The organism is Chryseobacterium sp. G0162, assembly GCF_003815715.1.
In the GTDB taxonomy this organism is placed as follows: Bacteria; Bacteroidota; Bacteroidia; order Flavobacteriales; family Weeksellaceae; genus Chryseobacterium.
The window spans coordinates 3,360,494-3,382,673 of the sequence record NZ_CP033922.1 but is presented as its reverse complement, the minus strand read 5'-3'; the positions used below and the strand labels follow the sequence as shown (position 1 = coordinate 3,382,673).

At 35.0% G+C, this 22,180-nt stretch carries 18 protein-coding genes; 8 read left to right on the top strand and 10 right to left on the bottom strand.

The window, feature by feature from the left end; genetic code table 11:
• Positions 1-189 precede the first annotated feature (189 nt).
• The 3 genes from EG344_RS15335 (at position 190) to fmt (ending at position 4,686) form a co-directional block, all read left to right on the top strand.
• Complete coding sequence (locus EG344_RS15335; RefSeq protein ID WP_123910158.1) at positions 190-1,626, top strand: OmpA family protein; 1,437 nt, start codon at positions 190-192, stop codon at positions 1,624-1,626.
• 78 nt (positions 1,627-1,704) lie between these two features.
• The gene (locus EG344_RS15330) at positions 1,705-3,612 is read left to right on the top strand and encodes an ATP-dependent DNA helicase RecQ (protein ID WP_123910157.1); all 1,908 of its coding nucleotides are present in this window, start codon (positions 1,705-1,707) and stop codon (positions 3,610-3,612) included.
• A gap of 129 nt (positions 3,613-3,741) precedes the next feature.
• Positions 3,742-4,686, top strand: coding sequence for a methionyl-tRNA formyltransferase (gene fmt / locus EG344_RS15325; RefSeq protein WP_123910156.1), 945 nt, complete (start codon positions 3,742-3,744; stop codon positions 4,684-4,686).
• A 122-nt stretch (positions 4,687-4,808) separates the two neighbouring features.
• On the opposite strand, the gene EG344_RS15320 is transcribed toward fmt, so the two are convergent.
• From EG344_RS15320 to EG344_RS15300, 5 genes are all read right to left on the bottom strand, one after another.
• On the bottom strand, positions 4,809-5,393 hold the full coding sequence (locus EG344_RS15320) for a Crp/Fnr family transcriptional regulator (protein WP_123910155.1): 585 nt from the start codon (positions 5,391-5,393) through the stop codon (positions 4,809-4,811).
• Positions 5,394-5,495: 102 nt separating this feature from the next.
• Positions 5,496-6,617, bottom strand: a complete 1,122-nt coding sequence (gene ribB / locus EG344_RS15315) for a 3,4-dihydroxy-2-butanone-4-phosphate synthase (protein WP_123910154.1) — start codon at positions 6,615-6,617, stop codon at positions 5,496-5,498.
• 67 nt (positions 6,618-6,684) lie between these two features.
• Positions 6,685-7,689, bottom strand: a complete 1,005-nt coding sequence (locus tag EG344_RS15310; protein WP_123910153.1) for an LLM class flavin-dependent oxidoreductase — start codon at positions 7,687-7,689, stop codon at positions 6,685-6,687.
• A gap of 162 nt (positions 7,690-7,851) precedes the next feature.
• Positions 7,852-8,673, bottom strand: a complete 822-nt coding sequence (locus tag EG344_RS15305; protein ID WP_123910152.1) for a hypothetical protein — start codon at positions 8,671-8,673, stop codon at positions 7,852-7,854.
• Positions 8,674-8,677: 4 nt separating this feature from the next.
• Positions 8,678-9,637 (bottom strand): hypothetical protein, encoded by a 960-nt coding sequence (locus EG344_RS15300; RefSeq protein ID WP_123910151.1) that lies wholly within the window; start codon positions 9,635-9,637, stop codon positions 8,678-8,680.
• A 227-nt stretch (positions 9,638-9,864) separates the two neighbouring features.
• Between EG344_RS15300 and EG344_RS15295 the strand changes: the two genes are divergently transcribed.
• Positions 9,865-10,713: a M12 family metallopeptidase gene (locus tag EG344_RS15295; RefSeq protein WP_123910150.1), complete on the top strand. Its 849-nt coding sequence runs from the start codon at positions 9,865-9,867 to the stop codon at positions 10,711-10,713.
• Between the two features lie 40 nt (positions 10,714-10,753).
• Here EG344_RS15295 and EG344_RS15290 read toward each other — a convergent pair whose 3' ends face one another.
• The gene (locus EG344_RS15290; protein ID WP_123910149.1) at positions 10,754-12,880 is read right to left on the bottom strand and encodes a helix-turn-helix domain-containing protein; all 2,127 of its coding nucleotides are present in this window, start codon (positions 12,878-12,880) and stop codon (positions 10,754-10,756) included.
• An 82-nt stretch (positions 12,881-12,962) separates the two neighbouring features.
• Between EG344_RS15290 and EG344_RS15285 the strand changes: the two genes are divergently transcribed.
• Entirely contained in the window at positions 12,963-13,415 is a 453-nt protein-coding gene (locus EG344_RS15285) for a hypothetical protein (protein WP_123910148.1), read from the top strand.
• A gap of 189 nt (positions 13,416-13,604) precedes the next feature.
• On the opposite strand, the gene EG344_RS15280 is transcribed toward EG344_RS15285, so the two are convergent.
• On the bottom strand, positions 13,605-14,141 hold the full coding sequence (locus EG344_RS15280; protein WP_065395062.1) for a gamma carbonic anhydrase family protein: 537 nt from the start codon (positions 14,139-14,141) through the stop codon (positions 13,605-13,607).
• A 166-nt stretch (positions 14,142-14,307) separates the two neighbouring features.
• Here EG344_RS15280 and EG344_RS15275 point away from each other — a divergent pair, with 166 nt between their 5' ends.
• From EG344_RS15275 to hemH, 3 genes are read left to right on the top strand one after another with little or no spacing between them, the layout of a single operon-like run.
• Positions 14,308-15,186, top strand: a complete 879-nt coding sequence (locus tag EG344_RS15275; RefSeq protein WP_123857551.1) for a NifU family protein — start codon at positions 14,308-14,310, stop codon at positions 15,184-15,186.
• Positions 15,187-15,196: 10 nt separating this feature from the next.
• Positions 15,197-15,733, top strand: a complete 537-nt coding sequence (locus EG344_RS15270; protein WP_123910147.1) for an NADPH-dependent FMN reductase — start codon at positions 15,197-15,199, stop codon at positions 15,731-15,733.
• A gap of 5 nt (positions 15,734-15,738) precedes the next feature.
• A complete protein-coding gene (hemH, locus tag EG344_RS15265) occupies positions 15,739-16,773 on the top strand; it encodes a ferrochelatase (RefSeq protein WP_123857553.1) in 1,035 nt (344 codons plus the stop codon).
• A 74-nt stretch (positions 16,774-16,847) separates the two neighbouring features.
• On the opposite strand, the gene EG344_RS24135 is transcribed toward hemH, so the two are convergent.
• From EG344_RS24135 to EG344_RS15250, 3 genes are all read right to left on the bottom strand, one after another.
• Complete coding sequence (locus tag EG344_RS24135; protein WP_185145562.1) at positions 16,848-18,341, bottom strand: hemolysin; 1,494 nt, start codon at positions 18,339-18,341, stop codon at positions 16,848-16,850.
• Positions 18,342-18,649: 308 nt separating this feature from the next.
• Positions 18,650-20,605 (bottom strand): M4 family metallopeptidase, encoded by a 1,956-nt coding sequence (locus tag EG344_RS15255; RefSeq protein ID WP_123910146.1) that lies wholly within the window; start codon positions 20,603-20,605, stop codon positions 18,650-18,652.
• A gap of 329 nt (positions 20,606-20,934) precedes the next feature.
• Positions 20,935-22,149: a DUF5103 domain-containing protein gene (locus EG344_RS15250; protein ID WP_123857555.1), complete on the bottom strand. Its 1,215-nt coding sequence runs from the start codon at positions 22,147-22,149 to the stop codon at positions 20,935-20,937.
• Positions 22,150-22,180 lie beyond the last annotated feature (31 nt).

The following is a 22,180-nucleotide window of genomic DNA, read 5'->3' as shown; positions in this document are numbered from 1 at the left end:
GAAAAGAATTGTTCTTTTCGGTTTTTTTTTTTCTACTACGAATTTTTTTACATACCTTTATATCATTTTCCGGGGAATAGGTGCAATATTGGCAAGATATAGACACTATTGTTTTGGAAAAAATAACACAAAAATCACTTTTTAGCGTAAAAAAATCATTTAAAATAACTTAACTAAAAAAATAACACTATGAAATTAAGTTTAGCAATTGTTGCATTAGCTTTGGCGATTCCTACTGCCAGTTATGCACAAGACTCAACGGCAGTTTCAAAAGGAGAGTATCCCAATACGTTCTCGTCTGGGTCTGCCAACATTTCCCCATTCACAAATCAATCAAAAAGATTTAATGACTGGTCTATTTCTGCAGGGGTTGGAGTTCCACTACTTCAGTCAGCAGATTTAACCTCCATTAAGAATGGTAACGGTAAAAACCTTTTCGGATATTCAGCTTATGTAAGTATTGATAAAGCGATCACCCATGCTTTTGGAATCAATTTACAATATGACAGAGGTGAAACAAGACAAGGATGGTTCAATACCAAAGATGCAGCACCTGATGCAAAGGCGGTAGCGGGTAGAACTCAATACGACGCGATCTCAATCTTGGGAGATATTAACTTCTCTAACCTTTTAAGAAGAGTTGATAATCATTCTCCTTACAGATGGGCCCTACACGGATATGCCGGTGTTGGTACCATTGCTTACAGAGCATACCAAAAAGATGCCACTGGACAAAGATTGATGACTGAAGTGAAGCCATTTAAATTAGGTTCTTTATTCATGCAGGCTGGTACAGGTCTGAAGTTTAAAGTGAACAGAAGAATTGATATTGAAGGTAGATTAATGTATGTAGTAACTGGTGATGATACTTTTGATGGTGGAGGTGATCCATACAGTGAGATCAACAGACGTTCTTCACAGGTTTCTGATAACTTCTTTAATGCAACTTTAGGACTTTCTGTAAAATTAGGAAAACATGAGTCTCACTTAATGTGGCATGACCCACTTCAGGAAATCTATTACAAACTTGATGTTTTGGCTAATAAAAACCAGGATATCGAAGTATGTAAGAAAGGGGATGCTGATAACGATGGAGTATGCGACGATTGGGACAGACAGCTTGACACTCCTGCAGGAGCTAGAGTGGATGGTGCTGGTGTTGCTCTTGATACAGACCTTGATGGTGTTATTGACCTTTATGATAAGTGTGTAACGGTTCCAGGACCTGTTGAAAACAACGGTTGTCCTACTACCACTACAGGACCAGTAGTAGAAACAGAAACTAAACTGGAAGGTATTGAGTTTGACTTAAATTCTGATAGAATTTTACCTTCAAACACTCCTATCTTAAATAATGCTGTAAACTACATCAATTCTTCAAACGGTTCTTACAATGTTGTAGGAGCTACTGATACAAGAGGTACTGATGCTTACAACCAAAAACTATCTCAGAGAAGAGCCAACAACGTTAAGAACTATCTAATCAAAAACGGAGTTCAGTCTGGCAAATTAAACGCTGTAGGTAAAGGTGAAAAAGACCTTAAATATCCTGAGTGTGAACCAGCAACGAAATGCCCTGAGTGGAAAAACAGAGCTAACAGAAGAGTATACTTCGAAGCTAAATAATAAGCTTATTAATTTATTATATAAAAGTCACGCCTTGCGTGGCTTTTTTTGTCTTAATACTTTCCTTATTTTTACAACATGATTTCTCCGCAGGACTTTCAAAAGCTAAAATATGATACTCTTAAGTATTTCTGGGGCTATACCGGCTTCAGAGATTCTCAGGAAGAAATTATCAATGCTGTTATCAATGAAAAAGACAGTCTGGTACTTCTTCCTACAGGTGCCGGTAAGTCATTATGTTACCAGCTGCCTGCTTTATTAAAAGAAGGAACCTGTCTGGTGATCTCCCCTTTGCTGGCTTTAATGAAAGACCAGGTGAATCAGCTGAAATTTCGTGGTATAGAAGCAGAATACTTGTCATCTGAATTGGATGAATATGATGCTGAAGCTATTTACAATCGTTGCAAAGAAGGTCTTACCAAGCTGCTTTATGTATCTCCTGAAAGACTAACCAATATTCAGTTTCTTCAGAATATCGAAGAAATTGAACTCTCATTCATTGCTGTTGATGAGGCACACTGTATTTCTGAATGGGGACAGGATTTCCGTCCAAGCTATCAGAATATCAAAGGTTTCAGAATGAATAATCCGGAAACTCCATGCCTGGCACTTACTGCAACTGCAACTCCAAAGGTTCTGGAAGAGATCAAAAATAAGCTTGAACTGAGAAACCCGGCTGTCTTCCAGAAAAGCTTTAAAAGAGATAATATCAAAATATTTACAGAAGAGGTTTCCGATAAATTCCAACGGGTTCTGGATATTTTAAAATACAATACAGATTCAGGAATTGTTTATGTAAGAACCAGAAAAGAAGCTGAACTGCTTTCAGAGTTTTTAAAGAAAAATCAGCTAAAAAATGTAGATTATTTTCATGCAGGTTTAACTACAAAGGAAAAGAATACAAGACAAAACACCTGGAATAATAGTGATAATCAGGTCTTAATTTCTACCAATGCCTTTGGAATGGGAATTGACAAGGATAATGTTCGTTTTGTGCTACACTACTCACCTGCTGCTTCAATTGAAAATTATTACCAGGAAATAGGAAGAGCCGGAAGGGATGGTAAGGAGAGTTTTGCATTTATGCTTTGGAACAAACAGGAACTTCTGAATTTTGATCAAATCCTGAAAAATCAGATTCCCAACAAGGCAGAATTTTTAAAGATCATCAGCTATCTCTACTCTATTTTTCAGGTAGCAGAATTTGAGTTACCCGAGAAAACATTCCAACTGAATACAACCGGAATACAAAATTTCACGAGGTTATCAAAAGCCAAAATCAATAATGTCCTCAATTTCCTTCATAACCAGGAAATCATTTACTACAATGACAATAAAAGCCTGTCATCTTTGGAGCTTTTTATTAAATCTGATGAAATAGATCAGCTGTCACAAAAAGATGCTTATTTCATAGAGCTTTTGCTCCGTACTGTGTCCGGAATTACAACCCATAAAGTGATGTTCAGTGAACAGCAGGTAAGCCATAAAATTGGAGTGAGTATTCCTTTAATCAAAGAACGTTTAAAGGAACTTCAGCAGAGAAACTATCTTGAATACCTGGACGGCGCTTTATCGAGTATCAAATTTCTGAAACCTCGTGATGAGAGAGCTGTCAATAATGCTTATTGGAAACTTTTTGAACATATTCAACGAAATAAAATTCAGAAATGGGAAGAAATGAAATTCTATGTTGAAGATAAGGATTATTGTAAAATGAAACTTATTCTGGCTTATTTCGGGGAAAAAAATTCAAAAAACTGCGGCCAATGTTCTGTTTGTGAAAAGAATAAACAGTCTATTTTTGGCAAAAATATTTCCCAGCAGATCATTAATTTACTGGCAAAAAAATCAGCAACCATCGAAGAACTTTCTGTACAACTAAGTTATCATTCCAAAGAAAGCATATTGGAAAACTTAATTTTTCTATTAGACTCCGGAAAGGTAAAAATGTTGAATTTCAGAACATATGCACTTAATCATGGGTAATGTGAGTAATGAGTAATGAAATGGTTAAAATAAGAAATAGGGGTACGATTTGCATTTTAAAAATACCATTTCTCTTCTCCTAAGTCTCATACACTCCCCACTCTCAGAGCAAAAACTTATCTTTGCATTATGAAATCATTGAAAGTCGTTTTTTTAGGTACTCCTGAGTTTGCAAAAACTTCTTTGGAGGCTATTCATCAATCTCAGCATCAGGTTGTAGGTGTGGTAACTGTAGCGGATAAAGCAAGCGGACGTGGCCAGAAAATAAACCAATCACCAGTAAAAGTTTATGCTTCAGAAAATAATATTCCTGTTTTTCAGCCGGAAAAATTAAGAAATCCTGAATTTTTAGAAGAACTCAGAAAACTGGATGCTGATGTTTTTGTAGTGGTAGCTTTTAGAATGATGCCTAAGGTTCTTTTTGAAATGCCTAGAATGGGAACATTTAACCTTCATGCCTCTTTACTTCCTGATTACAGAGGGGCTGCTCCTATCAACTATGCAGTTATTAACGGCGAGGAAAAAACTGGAGCAACTACGTTCTTCATTAATGAAAAAATTGATGAAGGAAATATTCTTCTTCAGGAAGAGCTTGAAATTCTACCGGATGAAAATGCAGGAGGTCTTCATGACAGATTGATGGAAATGGGTTCAAAATTAGTCGTAAGAACATTAGATGGATTGGCTGACAATGCTATTGAAGAAAAACCCCAACCACAGGTTGAACACCCAAAAAATGCCTATAAAATATTTAAAGAGGATACTAGAATCAATTGGTTAGCACCTTCTAAAACTGTACATCAGTTTATTCTGGGAATGTCGCCTTATCCTGCTGCTTTCACAACTTTGAAAATTGGTGAAGAGGAAAAAGGATTAAAAATATTTGGTGGAAAATTTGAAATCTCCCATCATGGAAAACCTGCCGGAACATTGGATATTTCAAAAAGTGAGTTCAAAATATATACTCAGGATGGTGTATATTTTCCCCAGGAACTTCAGTTAGAAGGCAAGAAAAGAATGACAGTAAAGGATTTCCTGAATGGTTTCAGAAACTTTGATGAAATAACACTGTAGTTTTACAGTTGAATTTTAACCATACATACAAGTCACAACAGGCATTTTTGTTGTGACTTTTCTTTTTTAAACCATCCAGGATCGTTAAGTTAAATAACTTTTTAAGCAAAAAAAAACGGATCTTATTCATCTTTCTTTACAATATTTTTACGAACTCTGCTGAGAGATTCAGGAGTTACTCCCAGATAAGCTGCAATCTGAATATTGGTAAGACGATGGGCTGTTTGGGGATATTTTTTTAAAAATTCAATATAGCGCTCTTCAGAAGACTTGCTTAAATTATCAATAATTCTACGTTGTAATGCAATAATTGAACTCTGAAACTTAAGTCTCATTAATCTTTCCACTTCCGGCATCTCCTGGTAAAGCTTTTCTTTATCTTTTCTTGAAATCAAAAGAATTTCACTGTTCTCGAGCGCCTGAATGGTAAGCTTGGATGGAATCCTGTTGATAAAGCTGTCTATATCAGAGATCCACCAATTTTCAATAGCAAAATATAATATCTGCTCTGCTGCATTTCGATTGGTATGAAAAACCTTAAAACAACCACTCACTACAAATCCTTCAAAATCACAGATATTTCCTTCCATTAATAAAAACTCTTTCTTTTTTATTTTTCGATGGGTAAAGGCATTGCAATATTTTTCCAGCTTTTCATCTGAAATTTCCACATACTCCCGGATATGTTTTTGTAAAGACTCGGTCATGGTTTAAAAATAAAAAAAGGTTTAGAAAAATCCTAAACCTTTTATTTCATTTTATAAACAATTATTCAAAGTGAAGTAAATTCACTATTGTCTATTTACTTATTATAGCTGTACCAATTCAGTAACCTCTACATCATATCCTCCAACCTGAGGCTTGATAGCAGGGTTTTGAGTGATTACTTTAAACTTATTGATTCCTAAATTCTTTAAGATTTGCGTTCCGATACCATAATCTCTATAGTTGTACGCTAAAGTAGGATGCTGCTCCTGCCCATCCTGATAGTTCAGGAATTGCTGAAGTTTTCTTAATGTATTTTCTGAATTTGAAACGTTATTGATGAAGATAATGGCTCCTTTTCCAGCTTCGTTCACCATATTGGTTACTTTTTCCAATAAAGGTTTTTCACCATTATTCAATCTTGTTAATACATCAAAATATGAATCTGAAGACTGTACTCTTACCAAAACCGGCTCATCTACTGTCCACGCTCCTTTTGTCAATGCAAAATGGATCTGATCGTTAGAAGTCTCTCTAAATGCATAGAAGTCAAAGTCACCGTAATGTGTTTTTACTTTTTTCTCTTCCAGTCTTTCTACAAGATTCCCTTTTTTAAGCTGATAGTGAATTAAATCTTCAATAGAAACGATTTTCATATCGTGCTTTTGAGCAAATGCTTGAAGTTCAGGTAAACGGGACATTGTTCCGTCCTCGTTCATGATTTCACAGATTACTCCACCTTCCTTCAAACCTGCTAAATGAGTAAGATCAATGGCAGCTTCAGTATGTCCTGCTCTTTTCAATACTCCTCCTTTTCTGGCACGAAGCGGGAAAATATGTCCTGGTCTCATGAAGTCTGTAGGTTTGGATTTTTCATCCATCAAAGCTAAAATCGTTTTCGCTCTGTCTCCTGCAGAAATCCCTGTAGAGGTTCCGTTTCCTAAAAGGTCAACAGATACGGTAAAAGCAGTTTCTTTAGGATCGCTACTTCTGCTTACCATTACTTCAAGTCCTAGTTCATCACATCTTTTTTCAGGGAGTGGCATACAGATAAGCCCTCTTCCGTGAAGCGCCATGAAGTTGATAATTTCTGGTGTTGTTAATTCTGCTGCGCAAAGAAAATCTCCTTCATTCTCTCTATCCTCATCATCTACTACTATGATTATTTTCCCATTTCTAAGGTCTTCAATGGCCTCTGGAATAGTATTTAATTTAATCTCAGACATTTTTACTTTTTATTTGTGCAAAGATACTCATAAAAATAAGCATCTGCCAATTTATATGAATGGTTTATTACGCTTTGGATAAAGAGTTCACCGCTTCTCTGATGATCTCGTAAGATCTTACTCTTTTCTGATGATCGTAAATATGTGAATTAATCATCAGTTCATCTACATTAAACTTTTCCTGAAAATCTTTAAGCTTTGTCTTAATTTCATCCTGATCTCCGATAAACGTATATCTCAGCTTCTGCAAAACCATTGATTTCTCCATAGGTGACCATATTTCATCCATATCATCTACCGGTGGGGCAAAAGGTTTTCTGTCGTTTCTTATAATATTGATGAACGCCTGAAATAAAGTTGTAGAAATTTTATGAGCTTCCTCAGAAGTTTCTGCTGCTACTCCATTCACGCAGGCAATGATATACGGTTTCTCTGAATAGACTGAAGGTTGAAAATGTTCTCTGTAAATTTTAAAAGCCATTTCCATCTGTTCGGGAGCAAAATGTCCTGCAAAAGCGTAGGGCAGACCAAGTTCTGCAGCCAGCCAAGCACTATCTGTACTGGATCCTAAAATGTACAATGGAATATCCAATCCTTCTCCTGGAATAGCGCGAACCATTGCATCAGCATTTTCCTTGGAAAAATATCGTTGAAGTTCCAGAATCTGTCTTGGAAACTGCTCGTTAATGATCGCAGGATTTCTTCCTAGCGCCTGAGCCGTTAAGCCATCGGTTCCGGGTGCTCTTCCTAGTCCGAGATCAATTCTTCCTGGGAAAAGGGATTCCAATGTTCCAAATTGTTCTGCAATAATCAGAGAACTGTGGTTGGGAAGCATAATTCCTCCTGATCCTACTCTGATTTTTTTTGTTCCATTGGCGATAAAACCTATTAATACGGAAGTGGCTGAACTGGCAATACTTTCCATATTATGATGTTCCGCCAGCCAGAATCTTTTATAGTCTAAGCCTTCTGCATGATTGGCTAAGGACAAACTGTCCTGAAAAGTATCATGAATGCTTTTCCCTTGCTTTACCGGTGCAAGGTCTAAAACAGAAATTTCAAAATTTTTCATATTGAGATGTTAATTTTTAGATTTTAAAAATCATACAAATTTAAAACATCTGAATTGCATTAGTTACTTTTTGTAATTAATAGGATCTATTGATGAGTTCAGGGAAAAACTATTAGAAAGTACTTCACCTTCCTTATTATTTTTTGTAATCCAACGAAATCATTAATGATCGTTAATAAATCGGATACGGCCCTGTTTATAAAAGATATTTTTAAACTCATTATTTTCATCAATTGCATTATCATAGTTGAGCAAGACTTTTACAGCCTGATTTCCGCAAGCAATATACCTTATCCTGTTCAAAGAGATTTCATTACCAGCTTTTATCGCCTTTATGGAATCTTTATTATTAAATACCCTTGGCTCTACATAGGTAAAGTTTTCAAAATCATTAAGCTTTACAAATTTAAAATCACATCCTAAAATTTCGGATATTAACCGGGTGGAAGTGTGAATTTCTTTATTTGCCCTAATTTTATAATTAATAACAGTATTAATATTCAAAGTATCATTTTTTCTCCTAAACTTCCAGATCATTTTCTCTTTATCACTTTTAAATATCATTGTTGTATCAGTAATTTTCCCGATAAAATAACTATTAAAAAAATAACTGTTTCCCTTTTTTCCGATTAAATAAGTATTCTTATCCTTATTCAAAATATATCGGGAAGGAGTTGTTGAAACAAAAAACATATGATTATTCTTAGTATTTACAATAATATACTGAATTTCTGTTCTGTATTTTTTGGAATCATACCCCGGCTGATTTACTCTCTGAGTATTGTTAAAGTACAAATATTTAGATTGATTATATCGTACATAAACTTCGTATTCTTTCTTATCTTTTTCATAAACTGTTATGAATTCATCATCCTCTTTGCCACATGCAAATCCAAGCTCAGCCGTTTCTTTATACATGACGTAAAATTTGCAGCTCATTAGTGAACAGATCACCATAAAGCATAATAATATTTTTGTTTTCATGGCATTATTGTTTTCTTATGTATAGAAATGGTTCAACAGAATAAAATTTATTGTAGGGAACAAAATGATACGGACAGTAGGTGAGCCAATGAATCAAATGTTGGGCATCCCATTTTGCAGAATTATACTGGTTAATATTGACTCCATATCCAACATTATTTTCTGTATATCTGGCGCTAAGCTTCCATAAGCTCTTATTATATTTATATTGATCTTCATCTTTATAGGTAACCATAGAAGCCCCAATATCATAACTTAACTGAAATGTTTCGTCTGTATACCCTGTAAATTTATGATAAGACAACTCCAATGAGGCATCTTGCAGATTTTCAGCCTTTCTCCAGCTGGTAGTATAAGACAATCCCCCTCCTCCTGTATAATAACGATCTTCACCATCTCCCAAAAACATTCTAGCAAAAAAGCTCCCATCGTTATAGGTGAATGCCTGAACTCCTTTAACATTGAGACCGGCAAAGCCCACTCTTTGAGTTTCTCTCTTTTTATCTGTTGTAAAAATCAAATTAGTTCCTAGTGATCCTGAAACAGAATATGGATTGTTTAAAGCAGGGATAGCAAAGTCTGCAAAATATTTTAAAGGATTATGAGTATCAGGATTATAATTAAATCCTGAAGTAAGTGTTAAAGCAAAGATGGCATCTAAAATCATACGATTGGTAGCAGATTTCCTTACATTATCACTTCCTAAACCCCCATTATATAGGTGAATTTCAGTATTCAGAGAGGGGTAAAAGCTTTTACTCAACCAAGTATTTGCAACTCCAAATGAAGTGGATATCTTAAAAAATAAAACCGGTTCATTTTTTAATCTGTTCTTATTCTCTTTACTTGTAAAATTAATACTGGCTTTCAGCGTCGCTCCAAACTGAAAATTATCCGAAGATTTCTCCTGAGCATGGTATAATCCGCACACAAAAGAACAAACTGAGATTAATATTGTTTTCATGGGCATTAGTTTATCATAAAGTTATAAACTAATGCCATCGTATACCATCCCCCTTTTGTGTTATTTTTTATATTCATTTCTCAGGTTACTCTCGCCACTTTTAAAATAATCTCAAGCAAATTCATTATCACTTTCATCTATATATTTATAAACATTTGAAAAATAATTCAAAATAAAGAGATATATTTATTATATTCGTATATAAACAATTTGAAAAAATCTTTATCATGAACAAAAAAATTAATAACTTGTTTTCTCAGGAAGTATTGACTAAAAGAACTTTCATAGTAAGCCTTGCGATGACTGCAATAGTATCCTCATGCAGCAAAAGTAATGACGAAATGGCAAGCGAAACCCAAACCAATGCAGTGAATATTGCTCATCTTAAAAAAGGGCAATTAAATGGCCAGGAAATTACTTATGAAAGAAAAAATGATTTGAATTTTTTCCAGGGAGACATTGTTCTTTCTGATCAACAATTATCAGAAGGAGGCACAGCCAATAAAGGAGGCGCCAGTTTATACAAATGGCCAAGTGGTAAAATATATTACACGATTGCCAGCAATATGGGTTCCATCAATGTTAATAAAATCAATACTGCAGTAAGTGAGTATAATAACAAAACCAATACTCAGTGGATTCCACGTACCAATCAATCTAATTATGTTGAGTTTATCTTCGGAAATTCAAATGGATCAGATGGATGGGCTCATATAGGATACCAAGGCGGAAAACAGACTGTTTCTTTAGATCAATATATTTCGGTAGGATCGGTGATTCATGAAATGGGTCATACGGTAGGGCTTTATCATGAACATGCCCGTAAAGACAGAGATCAGTATGTAAGCATTCAGTGGAACAATATTCAGGACGGACAGGCTTATAATTTCAATAAATATACTTCCGGAACGGATATAGGACCTTTTAATATCAATTCTGTAATGATGTACTGGCCAAATTCCTATTCTAAAAATGGTTTACCTACTATTAAAAGAGCAGACAACACTAATTTTACCTACAACAGAACAGGATTTACAACCGGAGATATCAATACCATTAATACAATGTATCCATAAATCTCAAACTCCTATTAATATCATGCAAGAAAAGAATTCCCTAGGAATTCTTTTCTTTTTTATAATTGTAATGATTGATTAAAATTCTGATTTCATTAAATTCAAAATGGTTGGGTAAAGCATTCTTCCACTCTGTTAAAGTCTCATGTGGATTTTTATAAAATTCATCTTCAAATGCCTTGATCTTATCTGAGGTAATGACTCTTGAAATATCCAGCAATCCCTGTTCCGCAAACTTGGCAAGATGGCCAATTACGGTTTCTTTCACCAATCCTCTTTCCAATGCAATTTCACCAATTGTTTTGCCTTGTTCAAAAAGTTGAAAAGTTAGAACCTGTGAAGGAACTTTAGCAATTTTCATGCTGACTTCTTTATCATTCTTTTCATCAAGAAGCTTTACTTCAAGAAGGTGAATATCCTTTAAACTATTTAGGTATTCTTCAATATCTTCCAGCCAGCTTTTCACTTCTTCATTGTATTGTTTCAGACCTTTTGCCCCTTTAATTTCAGCATAAAACTCTTTCAATGGATCGAAAATTTTATTTCGGGTTTCGGTAAAGAAGAAATTAACCGCTCCTTTGGACTTGCTTTCAATTTCGGACCATTCTTCTTTCTGTTCAATGAAATTATTCACCTTTTGAAAGATCACACGCTCCAGCTTTTCAAAAATTTTTCCAAGATTGGTAGCTTCATGTTTCAACTGAAGATACAGCTGATTGGCTTTAGCGCGGTCTATATTTTTAGTGGTAACAGAAAGCTTGTTCCACTCCTCTACTTCATTTAAAAACCACTGACAATCCACAGTACGAAGTACTTTTCTAATACTGTAATCGTATTTCTCCTGATTCAAAATAGCATCTATATGATCGTTGGCAACCGTATTGCTATGGAATTGCAGGATTCTGTTGTCTTTAAAAATAACCTCAGGAGTGATTTTTGATTTTAAAACAATTCCTTCCAACGTTCGGCAACGTGATAAGGCTACATAGACCTGACCGGCAGTAAAACTTTTTCCAGCATCAATAATTACTTTATCAAAGGTAAGCCCCTGGCTTTTATGAATGGTAACAGCCCAGGCTAATTTGATAGGAAATTGCTCAAAACTTCCTAAAACTTCTTCCTTGATTGTTTTATCTGTATCCAGGAAATATTTTTTCTGTTCCCAGGTTTCTTTTTTTACGGTAATTTCTCTTTCGCTTTCATCCAGAACAACGCGAATTTCATCTTCATCCAACCCGATAATCTCTCCAAGCTTTCCGTTAAAATATTTCTTCTCTCCGGAAATATCATTTCTGATAAACATAATCTGGGCACCTATTTTAAGTTCCAAAAACTGGTCATTGGGAAATTGATTTTCTTTAAAATCTCCAACAAGCTTGGCCTCATAGGTTTTAGGATCTACTTTTATTTCCTTCAGTTTTTCCTGGTTGATTTCATCTGCCATTTTATTGTGAGAACACAGATAAACGTAAGATTCTTTCCCCATATCAAAATCCGGATCGTATCTTTTATTCAGATGGTTGAAATCTATATTGGCTACATCACCATCACGAATGGCGTTCAATATCTCTAAGAATTCCTGATCAGACTGCCTGTAGACTTTTGTAAGCTCAATGGTAACAATCGGAATGTCTTTAATCGCATGACTGTCAAAAAAGAAAGGCGAATCATAATACATTTTTAGAATGTGTTCGTCTCTTACCACAGGCGGAAGCTGAAATAAATCCCCAATGAACAACATTTGTACTCCACCAAACCTTTGATTATTTCTCCTGATAAATCGTAAAGAAAAATCCATCATGTCCAGTACATCAGCTCTTAACATGGAAACCTCATCAATAATAATAATCTCAACTTCTCTTAGAAGCTTAAGTTTATCTTTACGGTATTTAAAATGGGGCATCAGATCGGCAATATTATTAGCCAAACTGGTATCTATCCTTTCTGTGGTAGGCAAAAAAGTTCTCAGGGGTAATCCAAACATGGAATGGATGGTGACTCCACCCGCATTAATTGCTGCAATCCCAGTAGGGGCAATCACTACATGCTTTTTCTTTGTTCGTCTTACAAAATCGTTAAGAAACGTTGTTTTACCTGTTCCGGCTTTTCCAGTCAGAAAAACACTTCTGTTGGTATACTCTATTAAGTCAAAAAAATGATTGTTCATCGTTGTCAAAAATACGGAAATGAATTTGATTTTCTTACCTTGGCATAAGTTTTGAAAAATCTTAAAAAGAAAAAAGTCAATTGTGAAAAAAATTTTCCTGCATATCCCTGCAATAGTATTATGTACTACATTAACTCTGGTTTCCTGTAATTCAACAAAGAATCTTGATACTAATCTTCCCATAGATATTAGCAATCGACCTGCTGATGAAGACAGCCAAAAGTACGACCAGGCACAGCTGGATAAATTAAAAGCTTCCATTGAATCTGAAGCTAAAGGGGAAAATTGTACAAATGCCAGCGACTGGACCTTCGCTCCCATGGGTGTAAAGTCCTGTGGTGGACCTCAGCAATATATTGCTTATCCTAAAAAAATTGAGTCCTCAATTTTACCGAGAATTAATGAGTATACGGATAAAGTAAGGATTTTTAACGAAAAATATAATATTATGTCTGACTGTATGATGATTACGCCTCCGTCATATATTAAATGTATTGATGGAGAAGCACGATTAATTACTCCAGAATCAAAATAAAAATAAAGCAAAGGTTCTATATCAAATCAACACAAAAGGCTTGATATACAAAGCTCCGTCGAAAGACAGAGCTTTTGTTTTTTATGTATTAGATTCAAACCAGAGACCTGGAAGTTTCATATCAAGACCTGCTGTCCAATCAAAAATCTTGCATCCGAAACTCACACCATGCATCTCGTACTCTATTCTCTACAATTCGTAATCTTTCACATTCTCTTTATACCATGATGAATATTTCACATAGTTATCTGCAATTCTGTTTACTTCGCCCTCCAATAGCTGAGCGTTGATATCCTTGATCTTTTTGGCAGGAACTCCACCCCAGACTTCTCCGGATTTAATATGTGTTCCCTGAGTTACTACAGAACCTGCTCCTACAATTGAATTTTCTTCAACCAGACAGTCATCCATCACAATTGCTCCCATTCCGATCAGTACATTATCTTTGATTGTACATCCATGAACAATAGCATTATGACCAATGGATACATTATTTCCAATATTCAATGGATGTTTCTGATAGGTACAGTGTAGCATTGCATTGTCCTGAACATTTACTTTATCACCCATCTTAATATAATGAACATCACCTCTGATCACTGCATTATACCAAACGCTGCAGTCTTTTCCCATCGTAACATCTCCAATAATGGTAGCGGTTTCAGCTAAAAAAGTATTTTCTCCGATCTGTGGTATTTTTCCTAAAAGTTCTTTTATAAGTGCCATAGTTTTAATTTGAAAATTTGAAAATAAGCCTGTTTGAAAGTCATGATTTTTACCTTCTGCTTTTTAGTATCTAACTTCTAAATTACAGTGATAGCAAAAATCTAACTCCCAATTTACAGCTTCTAACTTCTAATGCGTATTTTTGTATCTCAAATTTAACGAAAAAATGCGTACCGTACTTATAGAACCAACTGAAAACCCAAAAGTGATGAAATTTGTAGCAGATTACAACTTGATTCCAGGGTCTTTGGAGTTGGACAGAAATTCAGATATTTCAGAAATTCCTTTGGCACAGGAACTTTTCAATTATCCGTTTGTAGAAAGAATTTTCATCACAGCTAATTTTGTAGCAGTAGCAAAACAGGATACTATCGAATGGGAACATGTAGCTGAAAGCCTGAAAAATGTGATTGAAGACGAATTATTGGCCAATCCAAGAATTTATCTTCAGAAGAAAAAAGAAATGTATCAGATCTATTCTGAGATGACGCCTAACCCGAATGTAATGAAGTTTGTTTCCAGCAAACTGCTTATGGAAGGCTTTATAGAAGTAAAATCAAGAGAAGCAGCAGCTGAGGTTCCTTTAGCGGCAGCTATCTTTAAGGAATTTAATTTTGCAACTGAGGTTTTCATTTCAGATAACTTTGTAGCAGTTACCAGAGATAACTCTGTGGAATGGCATGAAGTAATGATGACCGTGCGTGCTCTTATTGCTGAGTATCTTCAAAATGGTGGTGAAATTTCAAACATTGAACCGCAGAAACACGAAAATCCTGTAGAAAAGATCATCAACAGAGATTATACTGATGATGAGCAGAAGATTTCTGATATCTTAAATGAATATGTGGCTCCGGCTGTAGAAAATGATGGTGGAAAAATTTCCCTTATGGAATATGATGAATCTACCAAAACAGCTAAAATGCTTTTGCAGGGAGCGTGTTCAGGATGTCCAAGTTCTACGGCTACTCTAAAGAACGGAATTGAAAATATTTTAAAACAATTCGTTCCGGACCTTGTAGAAAGAGTGGAAGCAGTAAACGGATAATCAGGAGTTCATGATCCCTTCAAAAAAGATCCTCATCATTATTGGAAGCGCTACAAACAATTCCAGTAATCAGAAACTGATACAACAGGTATTGGATAAGAATCCCAATATTACATTCCAGATGTATGATGATCTTTCTGTTCTTCCTCATTTTGATACGGCATTAACGGATGTTGATACGCCTGAGGAAATTATGAAGATCAGAGAAGATATTGAAGATTCAGCAGGTGTTATTATTTCTACTCCGGAATATATTTTCAGTATTCCGAGCAGAGTAAAAAACCTCTTGGAATGGTGTGTTTCCACGAATGTTTTTCTGGATAAGCCTGTTGCCATCATTACAGGTTCTGCCCATGGAGAGAAAGGTCATGAAGAATTATTATTGATTTTAAAAACCCTTGGTGCTGTCATTGATGATAAACATCAGCTTTTAATCAAAGCGATAAAGGGTAAGTTTGAGCCTGATGGCTCAGTTGAAAACAATACCTTTGCTAAAGTATTAGAATTGGTAACAGATTTTGAAAAGTCTGTTTCATCATTAAAATAAAAAAATTGAATAAAAAAGGAATTTTACTGGTCAACCTTGGATCACCAAGATCTACAGCTGTAAATGATGTAAAGGAATATCTTGATGAATTTTTGATGGATGAAAGGGTAATTGATTACCGTTGGATCTTTCGGGCGTTGCTTGTTCAGGGGATTATCCTGAAAACAAGACCTGCTAAATCTGCCGAAGCCTATAAAACGGTATGGACGGATGAAGGTTCACCCTTGATCGCCATTACTGAAAAGATTCAGAAAAAGCTTCAAAAACTGGTAGACGTACCTGTGGAAATCGGGATGAGATATGCTGAACCCAGTATTGAAACCGGAATTCAAAAACTGGTGGATCAGGGAATTTCTGAAATCGTTCTTTTCCCGCTTTACCCTCAATATGCAATGAGTACTACAGAAACTGTTATTGAAAAAGCAGAAGAGGTAAGAAAAAAGAAATTTCCAACCGTAAAGATCAATTATATTCAACCTTTTTACAACAGAGATATCTACATCAACTGTCTTGCTGAAAGTATCAAGGAAAAACTTCCTGAGAATTTTGATGCTCTTCAGTTTTCTTATCACGGAGTTCCGGAAAGACATCTGTATAAAACAGATCCTTCCAACACCTGTAAAATTGATGATGCCAATTGTATCAACAGTCAGGTAGATACTCATAATGCTTACTGTTACAGACATCAATGTTATAAAACCACTGAGGCAGTAATTGCCAAGATGGGACTTCCAAAGGAAAAAACAATTGTTTCTTTCCAGTCAAGATTAGGAAAAGATAAATGGATTGAGCCTTATACAGATGAAACCCTGGAAACCATTCCTCAAAAAGGTGTTAAAAATCTTGCTGTGGTTTGTCCTGCGTTCGTATCAGACTGTCTTGAAACACTGGAAGAAATTTCTGTAGAAGGAAAAGAGCAGTTCATGCATGGTGGTGGGGAAAACTTCCACTACATTCCCTGTCTGAATGATGAAGACCGATGGATAGAAGTGGTAAAAACACTTTGCGAAGAAAAACTGAATGATTTTTATTTAGTATAATCATTTATCACAATATAAAAGGGCTGCCTCATCTTAAGGCAGCCCTTTTTATTTTTATGGGATATTCTTTTTAATTAAAAATTATCATACGAACCAAACCATGCAAACTCTGTAGTATGCGGAACAGAAACTTTGTTTCCGGCTTTATCATACAGGATTATTCTGGTCATTGTTTCAGATTCTCCATCCCAGGTTCTTCCTACCCAGTTATGATCCAGCTTAAATCCTTCTTTGAACATTTGTTCCGGAACATGAATGGATGTAGAAGTTGGAGTAAAATATTTCGTATACGATCTTGTTATATAGGCTCCTGAACTATTACTTCTGAATGAAACATCAATATCCATTCTTGAGAATTCGTTGGTATTGTTAGAATTCGCTTTCAGGTTTAACACTTTTACCCCTCCAAATCCTGTCCAACGTTTATCTCCTTTATAAACATAAGTTACAAGTTTAGCTCTATCAACACTTGTAGGATTGTCCAATTCAAGAGTTTCATCAGTAGCTACACTTCTCATTTGAGTAAAAATAGGGTAACCATAGAAGTTAGAATCAAATTTCACATTGAACATAGAATACAGGTTATCCAAGGAATTTCCCCAGAAAGGCTCTGTACTCTTATCTCCTGTAGTCATAACCGTTACTACAGATTTTGATAAAATTTCTGTTGTTTCCTGGTTATATCCACCACCACCTGATACTTTCCAGATATTAAAGGTAGCCTCAATAGCAGATTTTACTTTTTCGTAAGAATATTCACTTTCAATCGCTAAATAAGCATATTTTCCATAAGTTACCTGCTTAGTAAAGTAAGGTTTGCTGGTAAAATATTGAGAAGGAACACCTGTCTGCTGAATGGTTTTAGCATCGTTATTGTGCTCCGGTGATTTAAAAAATCCATTTTTGCTAGGTTCGAATATTACATCGAATGAAGTTGCTACAAGTCTTGCAAAATAGATACTCTTATATTTTGTAGTATGTGTATTTTGGGACATTTTTGTAGTAAAAATGGTTCCTAAACCAACATTAAAAGAAAGTGCCTTCTGAACATCTGAATAGCTATAACATTCTGTTGCTGAATAATCAACACTTTTTTTCACCCCTGAATTGATGTAATCATTGAAATTTTTAGATGTAACTGCCTGAGACAGCATATTATTATAGGTAGTAAATCCTTTTGGACTATCTATTCCTTCAATAACATAAGGATTAGAAAATGAGAAAATCAAATCATATGGATTCTTATCATAATTAACTTCTGAATCAAATGTAAAATTTTCAATTCTGTTTAAAGGATATACCGCTCCCGGATATATTGTTGAACTGTTAACACTGATATTTTTCCCTGTAGCCGGGTTAACTCCTGAAACTCCCACTTTTGTACTGTTATCTCCAACAAAGATGTGATCTTTATCAATAGTAGAGACATCCCAACTAAAAGGCTGAGTGTCGAAACGACCCATTTTTTGAGATTGATCAGAATGTAGAAATTCTTCATTGTTATTATCCCTTACACAGGAAATAAGGCACAGAGAAACTGCGCAGCAAAATAAAATAATCCGCTTCATTTTTTTATATTTTTTTATTAGAATCCCCCATTAATAAATGGGGTCAGCGAATTTAAAAAAATATATTTCAACAAGAAGTGACTTCACAAATCAAAAATTAAATAAATGAGAAATATCATTATTAAGTGAATAATACACCCGAAATTTGTCTAGCTTTCAAATTAAATTTATAGAGAACAATACATAAAAAACCAAAAATAGCTTTAAGATAAAGGATTTCACAGGTTTATCATTTGATGTCAAACGTGTAAAAACAAAAGAATCTGCCTCTATTGAGGACAGATTCTTTATTTAAGATATATAAAAGATTATTTTTTAATTAAGTTTCCAGCTTTCTGTCCGTTCACGGTTACAACATAAACGCCAGGAAGCATATTGGATGGCAGCTTTATTTCCAGTTTATTTGCCCCATCTGTAAGATTAACTTTTTCAGAAAGTTCTTTTCTTCCTGTTAAATTAACCACTTCTACAGTTCCTTTACCTTCTTTTCCATTAAATAATACAGTAAACCTGTCTGTTGCCGGGTTTGGACTGATCGTATAAGGAGACTCATTAGCTGCTGATGCAATAAGTCCTGCCGGAGAGGTACCGCCTCCAACACCTACTGCATTCCAGGCATTAGTCACCTGTGTTACTTCATTACTTCCTGCCCCATACAAATCTGTAGCAGCTTGTAAAGAATATGTTCTTGTATTTGCATAATTGGAACTAGAAGTAAGGTAATTAGTCAGTGTTCTATAAGCAATTGCAGCTGCTTTATCAAATCCTATTCCTGAAACATTATAGGCAAAACCTTTATCATTAGTTCCTGTACCTCCTGTTACCAATAAATAATACCAAAAGTTAAGAACTCCCGAGTTGGTATGAACTCCACAATAATCATTGGATTGGCTAGGAGTTACACAACCTGAGGTAGTGGTAGTTTTCCAGTAGGTTCCCATATAAGTATCCGGCTGGCTGTAAGCATTAGGGTTTGCCATATTTCTGATCACATAACTGAAATCTTCACCCAATGTCCAACTCGCCTGACTTGGTCTGGCCCATTTTTCTATTGTATTACCAAAAATATCTGAAAACCCTTCATTCAGAGCTCCCGGTTCTCTTTGATATACCAAATTCGCAGTTTTAGAGGTCATTCCATGTGTGATTTCGTGTCCACAAACATCAATGGCTGTCAGAGGCTTTCCTCCGTTTGTGGTAGAACTTCCATCACCATAGGTCATTCTTGAGCCATCCCAAAATGCATTGAAATAATTGGTGGAATAATGAACATATGATTTTATAGCAAAATGATTGTTATCAATACTCTTTCTGCCAAATTTTGTATACAAGTAATCTACCGTCATTTCTGCTCCCCAGTGTGCATCTGTTGCATACTGATCTTTATTGGTATTTACATTATTCCAAACATTATCAGAGTCTGTAAAATCTACTGCCGTTGAGTAATTTGTTCCTTTTTTTAAGTCATAAGTTTCAACAGCTGTTCCACCGTTTCTTCCGGTCTCTCTTAGTCTGTAACTTCCATTATAAGAGTCTGCAACAATATTTCTGTTTCCGCTATAACCTGTTGTAGCTGTTCCCGGTGTATTAATATCATGAATCAATGCGTCAGTTCCTAATATCTTTCCATTTTTTGCATCTACAAAAACATATTGTCTGCTTAATGGCTTTTCTGCATAAATATCAAATTTATAGGCTAAGGTAAGATCATTTAGCTTTTCGTCAGTAGGTTCTGAATAGTAAACCAGCTCACCCTTGGGTGCAAAACTGGCATTTTTATCATTCGTTTCTCTTTTAATAAAATCTTCTTCATCTTTATTCTGCCATTTATAAGATTCTGCCCCTACAAATGATAAGGCATTTTGCAGCGCTATACTTTCAGAAAGGTTTGCCTGTTTCTCAACGCTTTGAGGAACATCAAGAATCCATTTTCCTGTCTGTCCTACTATTTTACCGTTTTTAGTCTGTACAGCCATCATTCCATATTCTACAGGAATACCATTCACTGTTTGCTGGAATCTGTGAGTTTCAAACCCTAGCTGGTCTGTTTCAGCACCCAATTTACGAGATTGCCCCGGTGAAAGTCTTTCAGATCTTTCATCAAATAAAACAGGACTTCCCTGAAAAGCAGGCCCGTTTTTATCAAATCTTAGAAATTCTGCGTGTAATCCATTTTTACCGGAAATTACTTTTGATGGAGTGTTTTGTCCAAAAACGAAGGAGCAGGCTGCAACGCTGACTGCTAAAATAAATTTTGTTTTCATAAATAATATTTGTTAAGTGTAAAACGAAGGTATAAACTTTTCACAACAAAATGATATATATGTTATTTAAAATTCAATTGAAAATATAAATCATTAAACAAACCACAATAACGATTTTAAAACAAAGAGAAATAATTAAACATAATTTTATTATTATAAATAGTTTTCATGAATTAATTTCACAAAAATCATTCTTTTGTGAATTATTATTTTCATTATGTACTGCATTTTATTGGATAAAATTATCCTTATTTGATATTTTGGATAAAAAAATAAGGTTATCTCTTTCGAAATAACCTTTATTATCATTTAATATTGATTTTACATTTTTATTTTCTAACCGGAGTCCTGAATTCTCCATACCCCATCAATCCATCATAATTACGCCCAAAAGGGGCAAAGTAAAGAAAAGCCTGGTAAAGGTTTTCAGTCTGCCAGAAATTACCATTCACCTCACCAAAATCTAAAGGTGCATCCCCTTGTTTTGTGGCAAGAATATAGTTATAAAACCCTTGCTTCAGGAATAATTTAGCTACATATTGTTTCGTTGCAGCATCATATTGCATCTGATTTTCTTTGCCAGGTTTAAAATTATTGAATCCTCCAAGAATATAAATGTCTTTATCTACCGGATCTGATTCCAGATAAAAATATACCCAGGAATAATCTGCTTCTCTTTCAGCATCCCTTTCTCTTCCCAGGTCATTTCTTCTATAGTACCAGGCTCCGTTTACATCGGGTTGGTACTGATAATTTAAAGGAAATGCCCAAACCGGATATAAATACGTATGATTGACATCATCTTTAACTTCTACGGCACGAACCATATCCGCAGGAGTCGTCATGTTTTTATTATCGAAATAATAAAATTCATTATCTCCGGGGAAAGCAAGATTCATTTGCTGGAAAAGCAGCTGGTTCCCCAAAACAGAACTTGGTTTCAAATTGGAAACCGTCATATTGGGATTGTTATTCTGCATCACATTCAAACTCATAGAGTTTACATTGGAAGAAAGATCACCAGCTTTCGGTAAAGCCTGTATTTCTACTCTCTGATTGATATTAGGATTTTTGGCATCTGCTATTCTTGAAACATTCACGCCTAAGGTCGCCATATCTTCCACCAGATAAAATCTTCTTTTAAAAAGCGGTTTATCTACAGAATCTTTGTAAACAATCAGTTCATAATTTCCTGATATTTTCGGTTGAATTTTATCATTAGGAAAAGTCAGCTTATAATGAGTATATGCCTGTAAAGTGTTGAATGAATATTGAAACTTGTCTAAAAGCGCATTCATAGTACCAGTGGCAAATTCCGTAAAGAACAAATTATCATCATTCCAGTTTCTGTCATAATGTTTGATGGTATATCTGTAGATCTCACTACCATTGGTAAGATCATCAAAGCTTAACACCAATTGTTCACCGAATTTGATGACCGGCGTTTCATCATTCGTCTGTGGGTTGAATAGCTGGATACTTTGGATATTTTGTCCATAAACCAGTCCACCCAGGGAAAGTAAGAGTATTCGCAAAGTTTTCATTATGACGAAGATAACGAAAAATAGCCATTTT

Excerpts from the sequence above, each read along its gene's own strand:
- EG344_RS15295 (WP_123910150.1), top strand. The coding sequence starts at position 9,865 with ATGAACAAAAAAATTAATAACTTGTTTTCTCAGGAAGTATTGACTAAA.
- EG344_RS15255 (WP_123910146.1), bottom strand. The coding sequence starts at position 20,605 with ATGAAAACAAAATTTATTTTAGCAGTCAGCGTTGCAGCCTGCTCCTTC.
- EG344_RS15250 (WP_123857555.1), bottom strand. The coding sequence starts at position 22,149 with ATGAAAACTTTGCGAATACTCTTACTTTCCCTGGGTGGACTGGTTTAT.
- EG344_RS24135 (WP_185145562.1), bottom strand. The coding sequence starts at position 18,341 with ATGAAGCGGATTATTTTATTTTGCTGCGCAGTTTCTCTGTGCCTTATT.
- ribB (WP_123910154.1), bottom strand. The coding sequence starts at position 6,617 with ATGTCTGAGATTAAATTAAATACTATTCCAGAGGCCATTGAAGACCTT.
- EG344_RS15270 (WP_123910147.1), top strand. The coding sequence starts at position 15,197 with ATGATCCCTTCAAAAAAGATCCTCATCATTATTGGAAGCGCTACAAAC.
- fmt (WP_123910156.1), top strand. The coding sequence starts at position 3,742 with ATGAAATCATTGAAAGTCGTTTTTTTAGGTACTCCTGAGTTTGCAAAA.
- EG344_RS15280 (WP_065395062.1), bottom strand. The coding sequence starts at position 14,141 with ATGGCACTTATAAAAGAACTTTTAGGAAAAATACCACAGATCGGAGAA.
- EG344_RS15290 (WP_123910149.1), bottom strand. The coding sequence starts at position 12,880 with ATGAACAATCATTTTTTTGACTTAATAGAGTATACCAACAGAAGTGTT.
- EG344_RS15330 (WP_123910157.1), top strand. The coding sequence starts at position 1,705 with ATGATTTCTCCGCAGGACTTTCAAAAGCTAAAATATGATACTCTTAAG.
- EG344_RS15320 (WP_123910155.1), bottom strand. The coding sequence starts at position 5,393 with ATGACCGAGTCTTTACAAAAACATATCCGGGAGTATGTGGAAATTTCA.
- EG344_RS15275 (WP_123857551.1), top strand. The coding sequence starts at position 14,308 with ATGCGTACCGTACTTATAGAACCAACTGAAAACCCAAAAGTGATGAAA.
- EG344_RS15300 (WP_123910151.1), bottom strand. The coding sequence starts at position 9,637 with ATGAAAACAATATTAATCTCAGTTTGTTCTTTTGTGTGCGGATTATAC.
- EG344_RS15305 (WP_123910152.1), bottom strand. The coding sequence starts at position 8,673 with ATGAAAACAAAAATATTATTATGCTTTATGGTGATCTGTTCACTAATG.
- EG344_RS15310 (WP_123910153.1), bottom strand. The coding sequence starts at position 7,689 with ATGAAAAATTTTGAAATTTCTGTTTTAGACCTTGCACCGGTAAAGCAA.
- EG344_RS15335 (WP_123910158.1), top strand. The coding sequence starts at position 190 with ATGAAATTAAGTTTAGCAATTGTTGCATTAGCTTTGGCGATTCCTACT.